The 18,022-nt window shown below is 39.5% G+C and carries 15 protein-coding genes, 1 pseudogene and 2 riboswitches; of the genes and pseudogenes, 13 read left to right on the top strand and 3 right to left on the bottom strand.

Features of this window, described 5'->3' with window-relative positions; translation table 11 throughout:
- Nucleotides 1–109: 109 nt before the first annotated feature.
- Nucleotides 110–283, top strand: a pseudogene (locus ACFOZY_RS04200) (IS1595-like element ISSpps1 family transposase); the annotation flags it as partial.
- Nucleotides 284–435: 152 nt separating this feature from the next.
- Here the strand turns inward: ACFOZY_RS04200 and ACFOZY_RS04195 are convergent.
- The 3 genes from ACFOZY_RS04195 to ACFOZY_RS04185 form a co-directional block, all read right to left on the bottom strand.
- The gene (locus ACFOZY_RS04195; protein WP_378152608.1) at nt 436–852 is read right to left on the bottom strand and encodes a DUF6843 domain-containing protein; all 417 of its coding nucleotides are present in this window, start codon (nt 850–852) and stop codon (nt 436–438) included.
- A gap of 53 nt (nt 853–905) precedes the next feature.
- On the bottom strand, nt 906–1,568 hold the full coding sequence (lepB, locus tag ACFOZY_RS04190) for a signal peptidase I (RefSeq protein ID WP_378152667.1): 663 nt from the start codon (nt 1,566–1,568) through the stop codon (nt 906–908).
- 263 nt (nt 1,569–1,831) lie between these two features.
- Nucleotides 1,832–2,263, bottom strand: coding sequence for a MarR family winged helix-turn-helix transcriptional regulator (locus tag ACFOZY_RS04185; protein WP_378152605.1), 432 nt, complete (start codon nt 2,261–2,263; stop codon nt 1,832–1,834).
- 139 nt (nt 2,264–2,402) lie between these two features.
- Between ACFOZY_RS04185 and ACFOZY_RS04180 the strand changes: the two genes are divergently transcribed.
- The 12 genes from ACFOZY_RS04180 to ACFOZY_RS04125 all read left to right on the top strand — a co-directional run bounded on the left by ACFOZY_RS04180 (nt 2,403) and on the right by ACFOZY_RS04125 (nt 17,558).
- Nucleotides 2,403–2,915 (top strand): CarD family transcriptional regulator, encoded by a 513-nt coding sequence (locus ACFOZY_RS04180; RefSeq protein ID WP_378152603.1) that lies wholly within the window; start codon nt 2,403–2,405, stop codon nt 2,913–2,915.
- A gap of 140 nt (nt 2,916–3,055) precedes the next feature.
- On the top strand, nt 3,056–4,039 hold the full coding sequence (locus tag ACFOZY_RS04175) for a ring-cleaving dioxygenase (protein WP_378152601.1): 984 nt from the start codon (nt 3,056–3,058) through the stop codon (nt 4,037–4,039).
- 169 nt (nt 4,040–4,208) lie between these two features.
- Complete coding sequence (locus tag ACFOZY_RS04170; RefSeq protein ID WP_378152599.1) at nt 4,209–5,678, top strand: nicotinate phosphoribosyltransferase; 1,470 nt, start codon at nt 4,209–4,211, stop codon at nt 5,676–5,678.
- Between the two features lie 9 nt (nt 5,679–5,687).
- Nucleotides 5,688–6,515 carry an ammonia-dependent NAD(+) synthetase gene (gene nadE / locus ACFOZY_RS04165; RefSeq protein ID WP_378152597.1) on the top strand — a complete coding sequence of 276 codons (828 nt, stop codon included), beginning with the start codon at nt 5,688–5,690 and terminating at the stop codon, nt 6,513–6,515.
- A gap of 231 nt (nt 6,516–6,746) precedes the next feature.
- Nucleotides 6,747–7,697 carry an AAA family ATPase gene (locus tag ACFOZY_RS04160; RefSeq protein WP_378152593.1) on the top strand — a complete coding sequence of 317 codons (951 nt, stop codon included), beginning with the start codon at nt 6,747–6,749 and terminating at the stop codon, nt 7,695–7,697.
- Nucleotides 7,694–8,905, top strand: coding sequence for a DUF58 domain-containing protein (locus tag ACFOZY_RS04155; RefSeq protein WP_378152590.1), 1,212 nt, complete (start codon nt 7,694–7,696; stop codon nt 8,903–8,905). Before ACFOZY_RS04160 ends, ACFOZY_RS04155 begins: the two co-directional genes overlap by 4 nt.
- Nucleotides 8,902–11,088 carry a DUF4129 domain-containing transglutaminase family protein gene (locus ACFOZY_RS04150; protein ID WP_378152588.1) on the top strand — a complete coding sequence of 729 codons (2,187 nt, stop codon included), beginning with the start codon at nt 8,902–8,904 and terminating at the stop codon, nt 11,086–11,088. The genes ACFOZY_RS04155 and ACFOZY_RS04150 overlap by 4 nt, the downstream gene beginning before the upstream one ends.
- Nucleotides 11,089–11,123: 35 nt before the next feature.
- Nucleotides 11,124–11,225: riboswitch (purine riboswitch) on the top strand.
- 117 nt (nt 11,226–11,342) lie between these two features.
- On the top strand, nt 11,343–12,896 hold the full coding sequence (guaA, locus tag ACFOZY_RS04145) for a glutamine-hydrolyzing GMP synthase (RefSeq protein ID WP_378152585.1): 1,554 nt from the start codon (nt 11,343–11,345) through the stop codon (nt 12,894–12,896).
- 191 nt (nt 12,897–13,087) lie between these two features.
- Complete coding sequence (locus ACFOZY_RS04140; RefSeq protein WP_378152582.1) at nt 13,088–13,891, top strand: sce7726 family protein; 804 nt, start codon at nt 13,088–13,090, stop codon at nt 13,889–13,891.
- A gap of 13 nt (nt 13,892–13,904) precedes the next feature.
- Entirely contained in the window at nt 13,905–14,837 is a 933-nt protein-coding gene (locus ACFOZY_RS04135; RefSeq protein ID WP_378152580.1) for a sce7725 family protein, read from the top strand.
- Between the two features lie 55 nt (nt 14,838–14,892).
- Nucleotides 14,893–15,936 (top strand): RES family NAD+ phosphorylase, encoded by a 1,044-nt coding sequence (locus ACFOZY_RS04130; protein ID WP_378152579.1) that lies wholly within the window; start codon nt 14,893–14,895, stop codon nt 15,934–15,936.
- 87 nt (nt 15,937–16,023) lie between these two features.
- Nucleotides 16,024–16,125: riboswitch (purine riboswitch) on the top strand.
- Nucleotides 16,126–16,193: 68 nt separating this feature from the next.
- Nucleotides 16,194–17,558, top strand: coding sequence for an NCS2 family permease (locus tag ACFOZY_RS04125; protein WP_378152665.1), 1,365 nt, complete (start codon nt 16,194–16,196; stop codon nt 17,556–17,558).
- The last annotated feature ends 464 nt before the right edge of the window (nt 17,559–18,022 follow it).

Below are 18,022 nucleotides of genomic sequence, written 5' to 3'. Positions count from 1 at the left end.
CTCAATCATGCTTCAAATTTAAAATTTGAACGAGCTGCTCATTCATATAGTCAACTGTATATTCGAAGTCCGTTTCATCCATTCCACAATGAGTCCGATGATGGCATATGTTAATGGTGTTTCTACGAAGTATTTACAACTTTATTTAGGATGGTTTCAATTTCTCGACAAAAGGAAAATGGAAAGTGAGTTGAGCAAGAAAAAGCAGATGCTTATTCTGGCGAGTGATCATGGAACTTGGGAAACAGCAGATAAGTTAAGGTTGAGGAACTTGGCATTCTAAATGTGAAGAATACCCATGTTGTTTTATGTACTAATGCACATAAAAAATGAGCTGGAGAATTACCTCCAAGCTCATGTATTTTATTATTCGTTTTTTTACTAATGCCTCTATTCTTGAAGAAGGTAGCGAATTTTAGTAGGCTTTTCTAAGACTTAATAACAATAATCCGACCTACCATCAAACGATATAGTGAATCTTGCTGACTTAGGGTCGCTATTCGTTATTGAATCCAATCCGTTTTGATACATTGATTTAGGAATTTCCATTATTCTTTCCCCTGAATTATTCAAGTAATACGCCTCTGTTTTATGCCATCCAATTTTATTGAAATCTTCCTGAGAGGTAGAAGTTATTACCTTCCCATCTTTAGGTATATCTATTATTATTTCATTATCCTTCATGTCTAAGGGTTCATATCCTTTTTGACTAAAATAGATTGTCATACAACCTTTAAATCCTTCAGGAACGTGGTAAATAACTGTCTCTTTTGAGGTATCTATGTTAGCAATTAATACTATGAGAAGTACCCCAATCAAACCAATCGCAGCCCATCTCTTCTTCCACTTCAACAAGTACTCATCCCTTTTAATTAACATAAGTTTCTGCTAACGCTTTGTTAGTATTAATTCTCCTTCAAATAACCCAAAACCTTCCCTTCGATTTTAGAAACCTCTATGGGTCCGAAGTCAATGCTGCTTGTTCCTCTCATCCAGTAATCACTTACAACAAATACAGAGGTTTTTGGAACAGTAATTGGCTCAGTGTTAATTTTAAAATCCTTTTCCGTTGCGAAAGATTCAAATGCATCACTATTTTTGTCGAGCTCAAACCATTCATCCATATTCCTACCTAAGGCTTGGGTATAACCATAAAACGTATCAAGTTTTTGTTCATCAATATAAATATGTCCATCTCTTAGTTCAACTGTTTCACCTGGTAATCCAACAACTCTTGCCAGGTAATAATCAGGGTTGTAGTTGGACAGCCCATCATCTTCAGGGTATTTAAAATAGACGATATCCCCCCGTTGAACTTCATTGGTCTTTTCCAATACTGTTTTTGATTTTCCGTCATATGAGACAAAATTATGGTAACCCCTATCCATATTATCGATATGATACTCTATGACAAAAGTGTTGTCGCCCGCTTCAACGTACTCAATAGTTTCTTTCGTGTATTTGTCAGTAATAACTTTCTTTTCCGCAGCATCTCCAATATTAGAAGAACAACCTGCTAACAATAATAATAGTCCTGTTCCTAAAACTAAATTTAAACAACATTTCATTTGTTCCAACTCCCCTTTACAATATTATACCAAGAATATCCATTTTCTCCTCAAAATTAAATGAATTTTCTGTGAATAATGAAATAGATAGATATCCAGTAGTGTAAAAGGGTTTACGTAATCAACCATTTCCTTTAAACATAGCGTTTGTTTAAGTCCAGTTTTGTAAACGGGATCTTGTTGTAGTGGATGCTGGTTGGACAGCTGCGTTCTTATTTGAAAGCAAAAGGCATTGAGAACAGCAATTCTCAATGCCTTTTTACTTATTCAATTTTCCAATCCGAAGCCAATATGTCTTTAAGAATTGTAAACTTTTCTTCTCCGATGGTCGCTATAATTTGGTTCATAAGATTTTCTTTAATGGAAAGATAGCGCTCATAGTTCTCGATACCGAGTTCGGTGAGGCTTAAAGTTTTCTCCTTTTTGTTTCCCTCAGCCTGTTGTACTTCAACTAACCCTTTTGATTCTAAGCCTTTGACCAATTTATGAGTCGCTTGACGCGTAATGTCTACACTCTTGGAGATCGATGCAATGGTAGGGCTTTTTTTATAGACCTTTGCTAATATGAACCATTCCGAATTTGAAACACGTAGCTCGCTATTGTCGTTCCAGTATTCTTCGATTTTCCCCCGGAGCATTAAATGCCGCTCACTAATCAGGTCAATGACGTCCAAGTGGAATAAGTCAGACATCATTTTTAGTCACCCCGTATATTTTTGAGAGAAATATACTATAGAAACGGGAATGATGTCAACTAAGTTGACAATTAGCAAGAATGGGTGTATGATTAAATTGTAAACTAAGTTGACAAAATACAGATGGGAGATAGTGTAAATGTTCAATATTGGAGATCTAACTATTTACTCGTCACTTGGCATTTGTAAAATTGAAGATATTTGTGAAAAGGACTTTAATGGTGAAACAAAGAATTACTATGTCCTACACCCTATGCAGAACCCGACACTTACGATTAATGCCCCGGTCGGCTCCGAAAAACTAAAGATGTACGAGATGATGAGCAAGAAAGAAGCTCAGGTGATCTTGGAATCATTTGCAGGGCCTGGTGCTGAATGGATTGAGAAAGTGACCGCGAGGCAACATGCTTATATTCAAATCATTAATAGTGGCGACCGCAAAGAAATTGCGAAAGTCGGCAACACTTTAATACGAAAGAAATTAGAACTTCAAGCCATTAATAAGAAGCAGAGTGAGTACGATCGAAAGATGTTGACCCAAATCGAAAGTATACTGTTTACTGAAATGGCGATTTCATTGGAAATGGATCTTGGGCAAGTTTATACAACAATAGAAGAATATTTAACTGAAAGCAGTGCTGCGATTATATAATCCGGCACTGTTTTTCTGTATTTGCCTATTGCCTATTTGCATTTTAAAAATACACGTGATACAATTATCTTGAATTCGAGATAATATATTATCAGACGGGAAATGGGAATAATTGAAGGAAGAGACAGGAGGTCGTTCACATGAACGGATTAAAAGGAATGCACCATGTAACAGCGATTACGAGTAGTGCTGAAGAGAATTATAAATTTTTCACATATGTATTAGGGATGCGTCTTGTCAAAAAGACGGTCAATCAGGATGATATCCAAACGTATCACTTATTTTTTGCGGACGATCAAGGCAATGCAGGCACAGACATGACCTTTTTCGATTTCCGAGGAATCCCGAAAGGAAGTCATGGTACAAATGAAATCTTCAAAACCGGTTTCCGTGTACCAAGTGACGAGGCATTAAACTATTGGGTGAAACGGTTTGATCGCCTTGAAGTGAAACACACGGGCATTCAGGAACAGTTTGGTGTCAAGACGCTATCGTTTGTTGACTTTGACGATCAGCAGTATCAGTTATTCTCTGATGAAAATTTGGATGGCGTAGCTCCGGGAATCCCTTGGCAAAAAGGACCGATTCCATTGGAATATGCCATTACAGGACTTGGGCCGATTCATGTCCGGATTGCCCAGTTTGATTACTTTAAAGAAGTATTGGAAAAAGTGATGGAGTATAAAGAGATTGCCAGCGAAGGATCCCTTCATTTATTTGAGGTAGGCGAAGGTGGAAACGGTGCACGTGTAATTGTTGAGAAAAATGTAGTGCTTCCTGCCGGCCGCCAAGGATTCGGCACAGTTCACCATGCCGCTTTCCGTGTTGAGGATCGGGCTGCTCTCGATTATTGGATTAACCGTATGGCACAATTCGGATTCCAGACATCAGGTTTTGTTGATCGTTTCTTCTTCGGCTCCCTTTATGCACGAGTTGCACCTGGTATCTTATTCGAATTTGCGACAGACGGACCAGGTTTCATGGGAGACGAACCGTACGAAACACTTGGTGAGAAATTATCTTTACCACCGTTCTTGGAATCGAAGCGTGAGGAAATCGAAGGCATGGTGCGTCCAATTGATACAGTTAGAAGCACTACAGATTTCGAGAAGGAATACGAGTAAGGATAGGTTCAAGAAAAAGAAATTCACGGGAAGTGGATTTCTTTTTCTTATAGGAAGATGGTTTGGTTCCTTCTCTAACAGGAATAGTAACGATAGGTAGAAGTTCTCGGCTTTTGTCGAATTGGTGTATACTCTAACTAATATTGCTATGTGAAAAGAGGTTTCTTTGATGACTCGCATCTATGAGGACGATAGTTTGGCATTACACACCGATCTTTATCAAATTAATATGGCACAGACATACTGGGCAGAAGGTCTCCATGAGAGGAAAGCAATCTTTGAATTGTATTTCCGAAAACTTCCGTTCGGGAATGGCTATGCAATATTTGCCGGTTTGGAGCGGATGCTTCAATACTTGAAGGACTTTAAATTGAGTGAATCGGACTTAAGCTATTTACAAAATGAGCTTAATTATAATGAAGATTATATCGAGTTTCTCCGAAATCTCCGTTTTACTGGAGATGTCTATTCGATGCGGGAAGGGGAATTAGTATTTGGCAATGAGCCTCTTGTTCGTGTTGAAGCACCAATCGTCGAAGCACAGCTCGTTGAAACAGCTTTGCTGAATATCGTGAACTACCAAACGCTGATTGCAACGAAATCCAGTCGTATAAAACAGGTCGTGAAAGATGATAACGTTGCTGAGTTCGGGAGCCGGCGGGCGCATGAGATGGACGCGGCTATTTGGGGTGCTCGTTCTGCAATTATCGGCGGACTGCAATCGACGAGTAATGTACGTGCCGGAAAGTTATTCGATATCCCAGTTTCGGGTACACATGCACACTCGATGGTTGAGGCGTTTGACACGGAATATGAAGCATTCCATGCGTATGCAAGACAACATAAAAACTGTGTATTCCTTGTGGACACGTACAATACATTGAAGATAGGTGTTCCTACCGCTATTAAGGTGGCAAAGGAATTAGGTGACTCCATTAACTTCATTGGTGTCCGGATTGACAGCGGGGATATCACATTTCTATCCAAGGAAACACGGAAAATGCTCGACGAAGCCGGGTTCTATGATGCCAAAGTTTTTGTTTCGAATGACTTGGATGAATATACAATCCTCAACTTAAAAGCACAAGGCGCAAAGGTTGATGTGTGGGGCATTGGCACGAAACTGATCACGGCCTATGACCAACCCGCATTAGGAGCCGTATATAAACTGGTTTCATTTGAAAATGAAAACGGAGAAATGGAGGATACCATCAAGATTTCCGGAAATGCGGAAAAGGTGACGACTCCCGGCAAAAAGGATGTATACCGGATTATCGACCGGGCTACGGGTAAGTCTCAAGGGGACTACATTACAATGAGTGATGAAGATCCACAGATGGAAGAACGTATTAAGATGTTCCACCCTGTCCATACATTCATCTCTAAATTCGTAACGAATTTCGATGCAGTGCCATTATTGACACAGGTTGTCGCTAAAGGGGAAATTACTTATACATCCCCAAGCGTCATGGAGATTCAAGAATATGCAAATAACAACTTAAATCTCCTATGGGATGAATATAAACGTTCATTGAATCCGGAGGAATATCCTGTTGACTTAAGTCAGAAGTGTTGGGACAACAAGATGAGGAAAATCCAGGAAGTCCGTGAGATGGTAGAAAATTTTTTGCAAAGGTAGGGATCCGAAGTGCAATCGTTACAACAGCAAATTATTGAGGAATTGAAAGTCAAGCCGACCATCGATCCAAGGGAAGAAATTCGGAAGTCAATCGATTTTCTGAAGGAATATGCCCAGAAACATTCCTTTCTTGAAGGATTTGTATTGGGGATATCAGGTGGACAAGACTCGACCTTAGTCGGAAAGCTTGCCCAGTTGGCGGTGGATGAATTGAATGACGAAACGGGTTCTGACCGCTATAAATTCATCGCAGTCCGACTTCCTTACGGCATTCAGTTCGACGAGGACGACACCCAGGACGCGTTAGAGTTCATTCATCCTTCGATCACATACCGCGTGAACATAAAAGAAGCGGTCGACGCAAGTGCCCGTGCGCTTGAAGAAGCAGGCGTGAAGTTGACGGACTTTGCAAAAGGGAACGAAAAAGCAAGGGAACGTATGAAAGTCCAATACTCTATAGCGAGTATGCACAACAGTGTCGTTCTTGGAACCGATCATGGAGCCGAGGCGATCACAGGATTCTATACGAAATACGGAGATGGCGGAGCGGATTTAATGCCGATTTTCCGTTTGAATAAGCGTCAGGGGAAACAACTATTGAAAGAGTTAGGTTGTCCTGAACATCTTTACACGAAAGTGCCGACAGCGGATTTGGAAGAAGACCGTCCAGCCATTCCTGACGAGGTCGCTCTTGGTTTGACTTATGATCATATCGATGAATATTTGGAAGGGAAAGAGATTCCGTCCGATGCCCGTGAGAAATTGGAAGGCTACTATTTAAGATCACAGCATAAGCGTCATATGCCAATTACCATTTTCGATGATTTTTGGAAATGAATTTGAAACTTTCAATGGATATTATCCGTCTAAACAGAAGCATCCTTTTTGAATGAGGATGTTTCTGTTTTTTTATTTGTATGATTCTTAGTAAAGAAGAGCTGACAACTTTAACTTTTCTGCAGTTTCGTCTAGTTGTGAGGACCTATTCTTATCTGCTACACTTATGGTAGTCTTTTTCTAATTTTCTAATAGTTTGGAACTCTATTTATATATTGGGGGAATTTTAGGATGCTGCAACAGGAAAAAGTAAAAGCGATTGTAGACAATATTGAAAAGGTAATGATCGGCAAGCGCAATATCGCCGAATTGAGTGTCATCTCCTTATTGGCACAGGGGCATGTGCTTTTGGAAGACGTCCCAGGAGTGGGGAAAACGATGATGGTCCGTGCTCTTGCCAAATCTGTAGGAGCCCAATTCAAACGGATCCAATTCACGCCTGACCTACTGCCATCCGATGTAATTGGGGTTTCCATTTACAATCCTCGTGAACTCGAATTTGAATACCGTCCAGGACCGATCATGGCAAACATCGTCTTGGCAGATGAGATTAACCGAACTTCACCTAAGACTCAATCTGCTCTACTTGAAGGGATGGAAGAATCTTCTGTCACGATTGATGGGAAGACGTTGAACATCCAGAAACCATTCTTCGTCATGGCTACTCAAAACCCGATTGAATATGAAGGTACTTATCCACTGCCGGAAGCACAATTAGACCGTTTCTTGATGAAAATAAAAATGGGTTACCCTTCACATGTTGAAGAAATCGAAGTGTTGCGGCGTGCTGAAAAGTCAGCACCAATTGAAACATTGAGTGCCGTTATAACATTGGAAGAACTGATTCAGCTTCAACAATCCGTAAAAGAGGTCACGGTCGATGAAACGATCAAGAGCTATATCGTAGACTTAGCGTCGAGAACGAGAAAAGATCCTTATGTCTATTTAGGGGCAAGCCCACGTGGTTCGATTGCTCTAATGAGAGCCTCCCAAGCGCATGCATTCCTGAAAGGAAGAGATTATGTAACACCTGATGACGTCCAATACTTGGCGCCATTCGTGTTCAGCCACCGTATGATTTTACGATCTGAAGCGAAGTACGAAGGTATTACAGCTGAAGAGATCGTTGAACGGATCTTGGCTAAAACAAATGTGCCGATTAAAAGGTTAGTGAAACAATGAAACGAGTATTAGCAATCTGGAATGAGGGGAAGAAGTTATTATTTGTTCTCTTCCTTTTGATATTTTCCTTGGTATTTGCACTCTTCCAAGGTGGTTTTGTGAGCTGGTTCATCTTTTATTCAATCTTGCCGTTCACCCTTTACTCGATGTTTTTCTACTTTTATCCGCTATCGAAGATGGAGGTGCAGCGATCCATCAAAAATGTGCGAATTGGCAACGGCGGGAAACTTTCTGCCACCGTCAGCTTGGAACGGAACTCCTCTTTTCCGCTATTTTATCTGGTAATGTCCGACAACACGGATAGTCCTGTCCTGAAGGAGAAGAAGGACCAGATGAAAAGCTTTGAACTACTCGGTTTTAAGAAAAAGTTTGAGTGGTCTTATGAAATCCATGAAATGCGGCGGGGAGAGCATCTGCTTTCAGGAATTGAAATAGAATGCAGTGACTTGTTTGGATGGGTTAAGAAAAAGACGTTCGTTCCACTTCCTCAACGTGTCATCGTTTACCCGAATATTACGGACATGGTTTATGTACCGATTGAAACGCGCTATGACCAAGGGGCAGCGGCTTCCCCATTTACTATTGTGAAGGATACAACAATGGTTACTGGAACTCGAGACTATCAGCCGGGTGACCGAGTTTCATGGATTCATTGGAAATCGTTTGCCCGCACTCAATCTCTTCGGACGAAGGAATTTGAGGATCGGCAATCCCAAGATTTATTCGTCGTGATTGACCGTACCCCCTCTGACCTTTTTGAGGAGGTTGTCACGTTGACGGCATCCATTTTGAAGGCTGCTTTACGGAAACAAGCTACCCTCGGCTTTTTGTCTATCGGAGCAAAACGTGAGTATTTCCCTGCCATTCAAAGTGAAGAGCATTTACAACGTGCTCATTACCACTTGGCAAAAGTAGAGGACGACTTACAGCAGCCGGTTGAGGCGGTTTTTGCGGGTGATCAGGCGTTGGCCGGTGCAGCTTCCATCCTATTCGTGACCGGAAAATTGACGATGAACTGGATCGATACACTTTCACGAAATGCGAAGAATCTAAAGGGCTGTGTGATTTTTGTTGTCAATAAACGCGGGTCCAAAATGACAAGGCAAGACCAGGCGCTCCACCAGGCAGCCCGTGCAAGAGGAATGGCCGTACGAGTTTTGACACCGGAACAATTCAAGAATGCTTTTTCAGAGGTGAACCGCTCATGAAGTATTGGACAGAAAATCGATTATTGCTTTTTACGCTTTTTGTCTTAGTATTCTTTCTGCTTCGTGAGTGGCTATTGCCTGTTATGGAACTGACGGATACTAATTATTTGAAGCTATTCTTATTCTTCATAGCGCTTTGTCTCGTACTCGGACTGTTTCCGCTTAAATGGTGGATTACTGGGCCAGTTAAACTGATCTATATTGGTTGGACACTCACATACGTGTATAAAAGCGATCGGCAAGACGGTATTTCATTTTTGCTTGACCAAGCAATAACGAATACGGCTGCCATTTTCACCGGAAATTTTGGGGCCATTACGGATCCGTTCAGAACCGTTCTGTTTTTTGTCTTACTGTGGATGACGGTGTACTTGATCAACCACTGGATCGTCGTAAGGCATTCCATCTTTTTATTCTACTTCTTAACTGTCATTTTCATTGCGGTGTTAGATACTTTCAGTCCATATGAGGGCAATAGCGCTATTTTACGTGTCATGCTAATTGGATTGTTATTGACCGGTTTCTTGAAAGTGACCAAATTGGTTCAACAACATCAGTTGGATATGCCGAAACCAAAAATGACTTGGGTGTTCGTACCATTAGCATTTTTTGTTGGGTTCTCAGGTGTTTTTGCATACTTTCTTCCAAAGGCTGATCCCGTTTGGCCAGATCCGATTCCGCATATCCGTTCCTTTGCTGAAGGAGCAGGTTCAGGTGGAATAGGAGGCGGTGTAGGGAAAATTGGTTATGATGAGGATGATTCGCGTCTTGGGGGCTCTTTCGTCGGCGATGATTCCGTCGTGTTCACGGCTGCAGCGAACAGTGGGCAGTACTGGAAGATTGAAACGAAAGACACGTATACTTCAAGAGGCTGGGAACAATCCTCTGCTATAGAAGAAGTCGATATCCACGGATTTGGGGATCAGATCCGAACTGGGCTTGCTCCGGGGCCGGATGAAAAAGCGGATGTTGCTAAGATTGACATGGAACTAACGTATCCGTTTGTCATGCAGCCATATGGCATGATTCAGGTGGAAGGTGATGGTGCCGTCACATTGAATTATGAACAGGCGACACAAAAACTGAAAACGTACGAGCAAGGGCAAGAGGTTGACTTAAAGGACTATGCCGTAGTATACAGTGAACCTTCTTTCAGTTTGAAGGCTTTACGAGCGACTACTGAAGAAGATTTAACCGAGTTACCAAGTGATATGGACCGTTTTCTACAATTACCTGAGGAACTCCCTCAACGTGTTAAAGACTTGGCAGTTGAAGTAACTGCGAATAAATCTTCACTTTACGAAAAGGCAAGGGAAATTGAACGATACTTCTCCATGAACCGATTCACTTATGATCAGAGGAATATTCCTGTCCCTCAAGAAGGCCAGGATTACGTTGATCAGTTCCTATTTGAGACACAACGCGGTTATTGTGACAACTTCTCCACTTCGATGGTTGTTATGCTGCGGTCGATCAGAATTCCTGCACGCTGGGTTAAAGGTTTTGCAGAAGGTGAAGAAATCGGAACAAAGAATGGGCAGCGAATCTTTGAAGTGACGAATAATAATGCGCATTCATGGGTCGAAGCTTATTTCCCTGGAATCGGTTGGATGCCATTCGAACCGACAATCGGTTTTAGTGGCGCCTCCAATATTAACTTTGACTTAGACATCGACCAAGAAGGTTCAACAGAGCCGACACCACAGGAACAGAAAGAAAAGCCTCAGCCTGAGGAAATGAAAGAAAAAAATCAGGCAGTAGCAGGGTTTAGCTTCAAAGACTGGTTTGGGGATACGATGGGGAATATTGAGGACAATAAGGGGAGAATCCTCTTCTGGTCCGTCCTCGGTGCAGTTTTTGTAGTTGTCATGTATCGAATCCGTTCAAAGTGGCTTCCGAAAGTGCTCATACCTGCAAGTAGAATGAGGAAAGGGAATTGGCGGACATTCGAATCGAGCTATATGCGTCTACTAAAACAATTAGAACTATATGGCTTGAAACGGGAACAAGGCCAGACTCTCTCCTTATATGCTAAACATATTGATGATTACTTTGGTACAAGAGACATGAAGATTTTGACTGAAGCGTATGAAAAGGGCTTTTACGGCGGTAAAATAGAGGAACAACAGTGGAAGCAGCTGAGGGAAAGTTGGGAAAATTTAATCAATCGGACCGGCAGTTGATTTTACGTATGACAACCTGTAAAATTGAGAAAAAATTATAGTAAACAGGTTGCCCTCATATATGTCCGATAATACGGTTCGGATGTCTCTACCAAGTCACCCTAAACGACTTGACTATGAAGGCGGATGCAGCATGTCTTTTTTGCTGCATTCGTCTTTTTCATGTAGAGGCTTCAGAACGCGTTAGAAAGATGCTTTCGGACGCGTTTTTTTATTAGGGTCAGCTTTTCATCAAATAGGAAGAGGTGGAACTATTGTCAGCAGCGCCTTTATTAAAAGAGCAAGAAAAAATCGTCGTTCTCGACTTCGGCAGTCAATATAACCAATTGATCACCCGTCGGATTCGTGAATTCGGAGTCTATAGTGAATTGCATCCCCATACGTTGACTGCAGAGGATATCAAAAAGATGAATGCGGTCGGTATCATTTTCTCTGGTGGGCCTAATTCGGTATATGATCAGAACTCCTTTGACATTGATCCAGCGATTTTCGACTTAGGAATTCCGGTTTTAGGAATTTGCTACGGAATGCAGCTTATGTCCAAAAAATTGGGCGGCCGAGTTGAAAAGGCGAAAAACCGTGAATATGGTAAAGCAGAAATCAACATCGAAATGAAAAACGAATTGTTCCGTGACTTACCGGAAAAACAAGTCGTTTGGATGAGTCACGGTGACTTGGTAGTCGAAGCTCCAGCAGGATTTGACGTTATTGCAACGAGCCCATCTTGCCCAATCTCCGCAATTGCCAATGACGAACGTAAATTCTACGCGGTCCAATTCCACCCGGAAGTTCGTCACTCCATTTATGGCAATGAATTGCTCCAGCAGTTCGTCATCGATATTTGTGGAGCAACTGCTGACTGGTCAATGGAAAGCTTCATTGATATGGAAATGGAAAAAATCCGTGCACAAGTAGGGGACAAAAAAGTTCTTTGCGCGCTGAGTGGTGGTGTTGACTCTTCTGTAGTTGCCGTTTTAATCCACAAAGCAATCGGTGATCAATTGACGTGTATCTTTGTCGACCACGGCTTACTTCGCAAAGACGAAGCTGAAGGTGTCATGAAAACCTTCTCCGAAGGCTTCCATATGAACGTGATCAAAGTCGATGCTCGTGAACGTTTCATGAACAAGCTCGCAGGTGTTTCCGATCCTGAAAAGAAACGTAAAATTATCGGCAATGAATTCATCTATGTATTCGATGATGAAGCAACAAAGTTGAAAGGCATAGAGTTCCTTGCTCAAGGTACGCTTTACACGGATATTATCGAAAGTGGTACGGCAACGGCACAAACGATTAAATCCCATCATAATGTTGGTGGTTTACCAGAGGACATGCAATTCAAGCTGATCGAGCCATTGAATACATTATTTAAGGATGAGGTTCGTGCACTTGGAACAGAGCTTGGACTTCCTGATGAAATCGTATGGCGTCAGCCGTTCCCTGGACCAGGACTTGCAATCCGCGTATTAGGTGAAGTGACAGAAGAGAAATTGGAAATTGTGCGCGAATCTGACGCAATCCTTCGAGAAGAAGTAGCGAAAGCAGGCTTAGAGCGCGACATTTGGCAATACTTCACTGTTCTTCCTGACATCCGCAGTGTAGGTGTAATGGGAGATACTCGTACGTACGATTATGCAATCGGAATTCGTGCAGTTACCTCTATTGACGGCATGACATCCGACTGGGCACGCATCCCATACGATTTGCTGGAAAAAATCAGTGTGCGTTTAGTCAATGAAGTACCTCATATCAACCGCGTGCTGTATGATGTAACGAGCAAGCCGCCTTCCACAATTGAGTGGGAATAAGTTTTAACAAAAAGAAAAAGCTCCTTCTTAGCTGCTATTGGCACTACAGAAGGAGCTTTCCTATTTTGAAATCTTTTAGAAAGAAGGATATTGATTAATAATGTAGAATGTAAAATAAAACCCAACTGATATTTACGATTAGTGTTTCCATCTTAAATATACTTGATAGCTTTTCAGGAAGTGAATAAAAATTGCAAAATAGATTAAATTTAAACAGATTCTTTAGTAAGGGACTAATTAATCAATTACTTGAAGAAAATAGTGATGTCAGATTTGATGAAATAATAGGTGAAGTTAAAAGAGTGTATAAATATTTAGGTAGTGCTTATAGAAATGAATATTATTATAAGAACTCTATATTTAATAAAATTGTATTAGGTAGATATGGTTTAAAAACAACAAAGGCTTTTAGTGAAATTGCAATAGGTAAGTCCAAAGCAGATTTTGTATTTCTAAGTAAAAATAGAAACATTGTTTATGAGATAAAAACGGATCTTGATAACTTAGATAGGTTAATTTATCAAATAGTTGACTATTCTTTTGTATTTAGTGAAATCTATGTTGTTACTTCAGAAAAAAATTATTATCCTGTCTACAAATTACTAAAAGAAGCTAACTCAACCGCTGGAATAATTGTATTAACCAATAGAGGTACCCTAAGTATTAGGAAACATGCAATATTAGACGATAGTAAATTGAAATATGAATTTTTATTTAAATTATTAAGAAAACCTGAATATGAAGAAATACTTCAATTGAAGTTCAGACAATTACCTAAAGTAAAGCCTGTTTGTTATTACAAGACATCTCTTGAATGGTTTAAGAAGATTGATATAAAGGAGGCTCAAATACTGGTCTTTAATCAACTTAGAAAAAGACAACCGCATTTGGAAGTAGATTTAATAAAATCTCTTCCTTTTGAAATAAGATGGTTGGTTTATAATGGAATTTACAGAAACAATGAATTAGTAAAAATAACTAGTAGAATTAAATAAAGGGGGGCTGAATTTGTACTATCCATTTATTCGTGGACGACAATATGATTTATTAGCTTTAAGAGAGCTTCAGTCAAAGGAGTTATTAAGTAATAAGATTGTACCTATAATTGAGCCGATTAAAATGAGTTCTACACTATCTACGACAGTAAAAATTTTTAATGAAGCACAAAGGAATTTAATTATTATCACCAATCCTAAGGTAGGTTCTTTTACGGGTGAACTTGAATTTGAAAGTATTAAGCAACAGTTTAAAGAAATTTTATCCTACGAGTATATATATCCGGCAGTTCATTTAAATCGAGAATCTTTTACTCACATTGAAAGAATACAAAGAGAATTGGAAATCGAATTATCGGATTTTGCTTTAATACATAGTGATCGTAGTTTAGTCTCCAAATATAAAGAGTTTTTTAATGATTTCATTCCTTCCTATAATATTATACCATCGGAAAATTCTTTTAGAAGATTATTACGTGGACAGAATATAATAGGGTTAGATGACAAATTTAATAAGCTACTTAGAAATGCAGATTATTTAGAACAAGTCAGTGAATTCTTTTCGGAAGAACATTTATTTTACTCAGAAGAAGGTTATATTGGATTTTCTGACTATTCTGTTGTGGGGGAAGAGTATAGTGAGAGTGGGTTTGCACCATATGCCGTAGCTATACACATTGTCTATCCTAATGCTGATGATGCACTGGAAATTATGCATTTTGTTTCAGATTCTAATGATGATATAAGTGATCCAGCTGGAAAATTTTCAGAAGCATTGCGGAAGTTGATTGAATGGTATGAAGGCATATACGACGATAGAATGGATACCTTAGCAATGAGGGTTTTTTCTGAACACTATAAAGAAGGGACCTACCCAGGTTTACCGACATTAAAAAAGTTATCAATAATGCATCATTTGGAATTAATGGGTAAACTCTTAGAGTAGGAGTGGGAAAATGAATTGTTGCGAGAAATGTTTTCTGCCTTTAGAAATTAAAAGTATGATTAGAAGTCTTGATAAGATTGGTGATTGTGATTTCTGTGGAAATAGAGAAGTGTATATCTATGATTTACAGAGAGATCAAGGCTTAGATTCGCGGTTTAATGACGTTATAAGCATATTTAAATTAAGTAATGATCTGCCCAATGATTACCCACCACACAAATTAGTAATGCTAAAAGATGAATTTGCAAATAATTGGAATATTTTTAACGGGCTATCTTCTGAAAAAATATATACTTTACTGAAGTCACTTCTGGAAGTTAACTATTCTGAGAAGATTTCATTATTAAATTCCACTGTGGGAATTTTGGAGTTTATTAATGAGGAGTATTTAAATAATAACTCATTATTGAAAAACCATACTTGGGAAGACTTTGTTAATTACTTAAAACATATAAATAGGTTTCATTTAAAACATATTAATTTGGATGTTTTATCAATATACATAGAAAGATTAAGTACAACTTTAGAAGACGATTTGTTTTATAGAGCAAGAATTTCTAATGAAGAAGAATTGGATTTTGCTAAAATGGGAGCACCCCCTGCAAGATTTGCCAAAGCTGGAAGAGCTAACTCAGAAGGTATTAGTCACTTGTATTTAGCAAGCGATATTGAAACTGTTATTAAAGAGATTAGACCAAGTTCAAGTGATTGTATTTTTATCGGAAGATTTCCAGTTCCTGAAAACACTAAAGTAGTCGATTTTAGAATACTTAAGAAGATTAGTGTTTTTGATTTTGAGGATCCTGCTATGTTTGCAATAAATATCGATAATTTTAATAAAATGAGCAATGAGATCTCTAAACCTGTGAGGAGTGGGGATAGTAAATTAGATTATTTACCAACACAGTTTATTGTTGATTTTATTAAAAGTAGAAACGAAACTTTAGTGGAACCTATTAGAGGGATTGTCTTTGATAGTACCCTTAGCACAAGCGGTTATAACTTAATGATTTTTAATCCAGAGTTCATTAGTTGTAATAGAATTATCAAAAAATCAATATCTGAAATAAGTTATTCACACATACCTATTGAAGATTGAAATGTTTTCCGAACTTTAAAGTATATAATCTAAAAAATGTTCGGAAAAACTATTGATTCACTATAGGACAAATGATATATTACTCATGTAATTCAAATAAAAAGTCGTCGTATAATGTCGGGGATATGGCCCGAAAGTCTCTACCGAGTTACCGTAAATGACTCGACTACGATTATTGGAAAAGCTTTTTCGGCTTTTCCACCTTGAACATGAGGAATCGGGAGACGTGCGACAGTATTGTTGCACGTCTTTTTTATATGACCGGCGACAAAAAACGGAGGAGTAAACACGTGAAAAAGTATTTTCAGTTTGACGAGCTCAATACGAATTACCGTAGAGAGATCATCGGTGGGTTAACGACATTCTTGTCAATGGCGTATATCCTGGTTGTCAATCCGTTAACATTATCTCTGGACGGAGTGGAAGGTCTTCCTGAAGGATTAGCGATGGACAAAGATGCAGTATTCGTTGCAACGGCATTAGCCGCAGCGGTAGGTTCATTGTTTATGGGACTCATAGCGAAGTATCCGGTGGCACTTGCTCCAGGTATGGGCTTAAATGCATTCTTTGCTTTCTCCGTCGTATTAGGAATGGGTATTCCTTGGCAGACAGCCTTAACAGGTGTTTTATTCTCAGGACTTATTTTTATCGTGCTTTCATTGACAGGTTTAAGAGAAACAGTGATAAATGCAATCCCTTCCGAATTAAAATATGCGGTCGGAGCGGGTATCGGTTTGTTTATTACATTCATCGGTTTAATCAATGCAGGTATTATTGTAAATAATGATGCAACATTAGTAGGATTAGGAGACTTAAGTCAACCTAATACATTGTTAGCTATATTCGGTTTAGTATTAACGGTTATCTTTATGGTGCGTGGTATTAAAGGCGGTATCTTCTACGCGATGTTGGTCACTGCCATTGTCGGTATGATTTTCAAATTAGTAAATGTACCAGACAAAATCGTTGGAGCGATTCCAGACGTATCACCTACCTTTGGAGCAGCTTTTGAAGCTTTCTCTGATCCGGGTCATATGATGACAGTTCAATTTCTTGTAGTTGTTCTTACTTTCTTATTTGTAGACTTCTTTGATACAGCGGGTACCTTAATGGGTGTCGCCAACCAAGCAGGTTTAGTAAAGGACAATAAATTACCTCGAGCAGGCAAAGCTTTGTTAGCTGATTCACTTGCAACGGTGACAGGAGCGATTTTTGGTACTTCTACAACTACTTCTTATGTAGAATCAACTGCAGGCGTTGCAGCTGGTGCACGAACAGGATTTGCATCTGTAGTAACAGGAGTATTATTCCTTCTGGCATTGGTGTTTTTCCCGGTTCTTGACGTGATCACTCCTGCTGTAACGGCGCCAGCATTAATTATTGTAGGTGCATTAATGGTTTCATCTTTAGGGCGGATACCTTGGGAGCGTTTTGAAATTGCAGTTCCAGCTTTCTTGACAATCATCACTATGCCATTGTCGTATAGTATCGCGACTGGTATTGCAATTGGATTCATCTTCTATCCAATTACAATGACTTTGACAGGGAAAGTAAGACAAATCCACCCAATCATGTGGGGTCTATTTATCATCTTTATCCTATATTTCATTTTTATCGCATAATACTTCGAAGGACTCTTCCTACTATATATAAGGAAGAGTCCTTTCTTGATATAGAATTGATATAATTGTAACCGCGTTTTAACTTGAATTTTCTGAAGAAACTATTATAATTGTGGTCACAAAAACTTTATTGAGAACTGTTGACTTATCTTTCTTAGGCTGATATATTTAGAAAGCTCTCTTAAAGAGGGCTGCTTACTGAATCACTTCAACAACATGGATTGAAAAAAGTTGTTGACAACGTTTTGGGAAAGTGATAATATATAAGAGTTGCTGTTGCGATGGCGACTCAAACATGAACCTTGAAAACTGAACAGCAAAACGTCTAACAAACACTTGTTTTGATCCGACCTCCGTCGGACAGAACAGACAACAAATTTGGACATCATTATGATGCCAGCAAAACTTATGAGCTTAACTCATACTCTTTATGGAGAGTTTGATCCTGGCTCAGGACGAACGCT

Source organism: Chungangia koreensis (genome assembly GCF_042651785.1).
Lineage (GTDB): Bacteria > Bacillota > Bacilli > Bacillales_A > Planococcaceae > Chungangia > Chungangia koreensis.
The sequence above is the reverse complement of the archived record's forward strand: the minus strand, read 5'-3'. Positions and strand labels throughout refer to the sequence as shown.

Coding starts and splice junctions, on each gene's coding strand:
- lepB (WP_378152667.1), bottom strand. CDS start 1,568: ATGAAATGTTGTTTAAATTTAGTTTTAGGAACAGGACTATTATTATTG.
- ACFOZY_RS04185 (WP_378152605.1), bottom strand. CDS start 2,263: ATGATGTCTGACTTATTCCACTTGGACGTCATTGACCTGATTAGTGAG.
- ACFOZY_RS04180 (WP_378152603.1), top strand. CDS start 2,403: ATGTTCAATATTGGAGATCTAACTATTTACTCGTCACTTGGCATTTGT.
- ACFOZY_RS04175 (WP_378152601.1), top strand. CDS start 3,056: ATGAACGGATTAAAAGGAATGCACCATGTAACAGCGATTACGAGTAGT.
- ACFOZY_RS04170 (WP_378152599.1), top strand. CDS start 4,209: ATGACTCGCATCTATGAGGACGATAGTTTGGCATTACACACCGATCTT.
- ACFOZY_RS04160 (WP_378152593.1), top strand. CDS start 6,747: ATGCTGCAACAGGAAAAAGTAAAAGCGATTGTAGACAATATTGAAAAG.
- ACFOZY_RS04155 (WP_378152590.1), top strand. CDS start 7,694: ATGAAACGAGTATTAGCAATCTGGAATGAGGGGAAGAAGTTATTATTT.
- ACFOZY_RS04150 (WP_378152588.1), top strand. CDS start 8,902: ATGAAGTATTGGACAGAAAATCGATTATTGCTTTTTACGCTTTTTGTC.
- ACFOZY_RS04130 (WP_378152579.1), top strand. CDS start 14,893: ATGATTAGAAGTCTTGATAAGATTGGTGATTGTGATTTCTGTGGAAAT.
- ACFOZY_RS04125 (WP_378152665.1), top strand. CDS start 16,194: ATGACCGGCGACAAAAAACGGAGGAGTAAACACGTGAAAAAGTATTTT.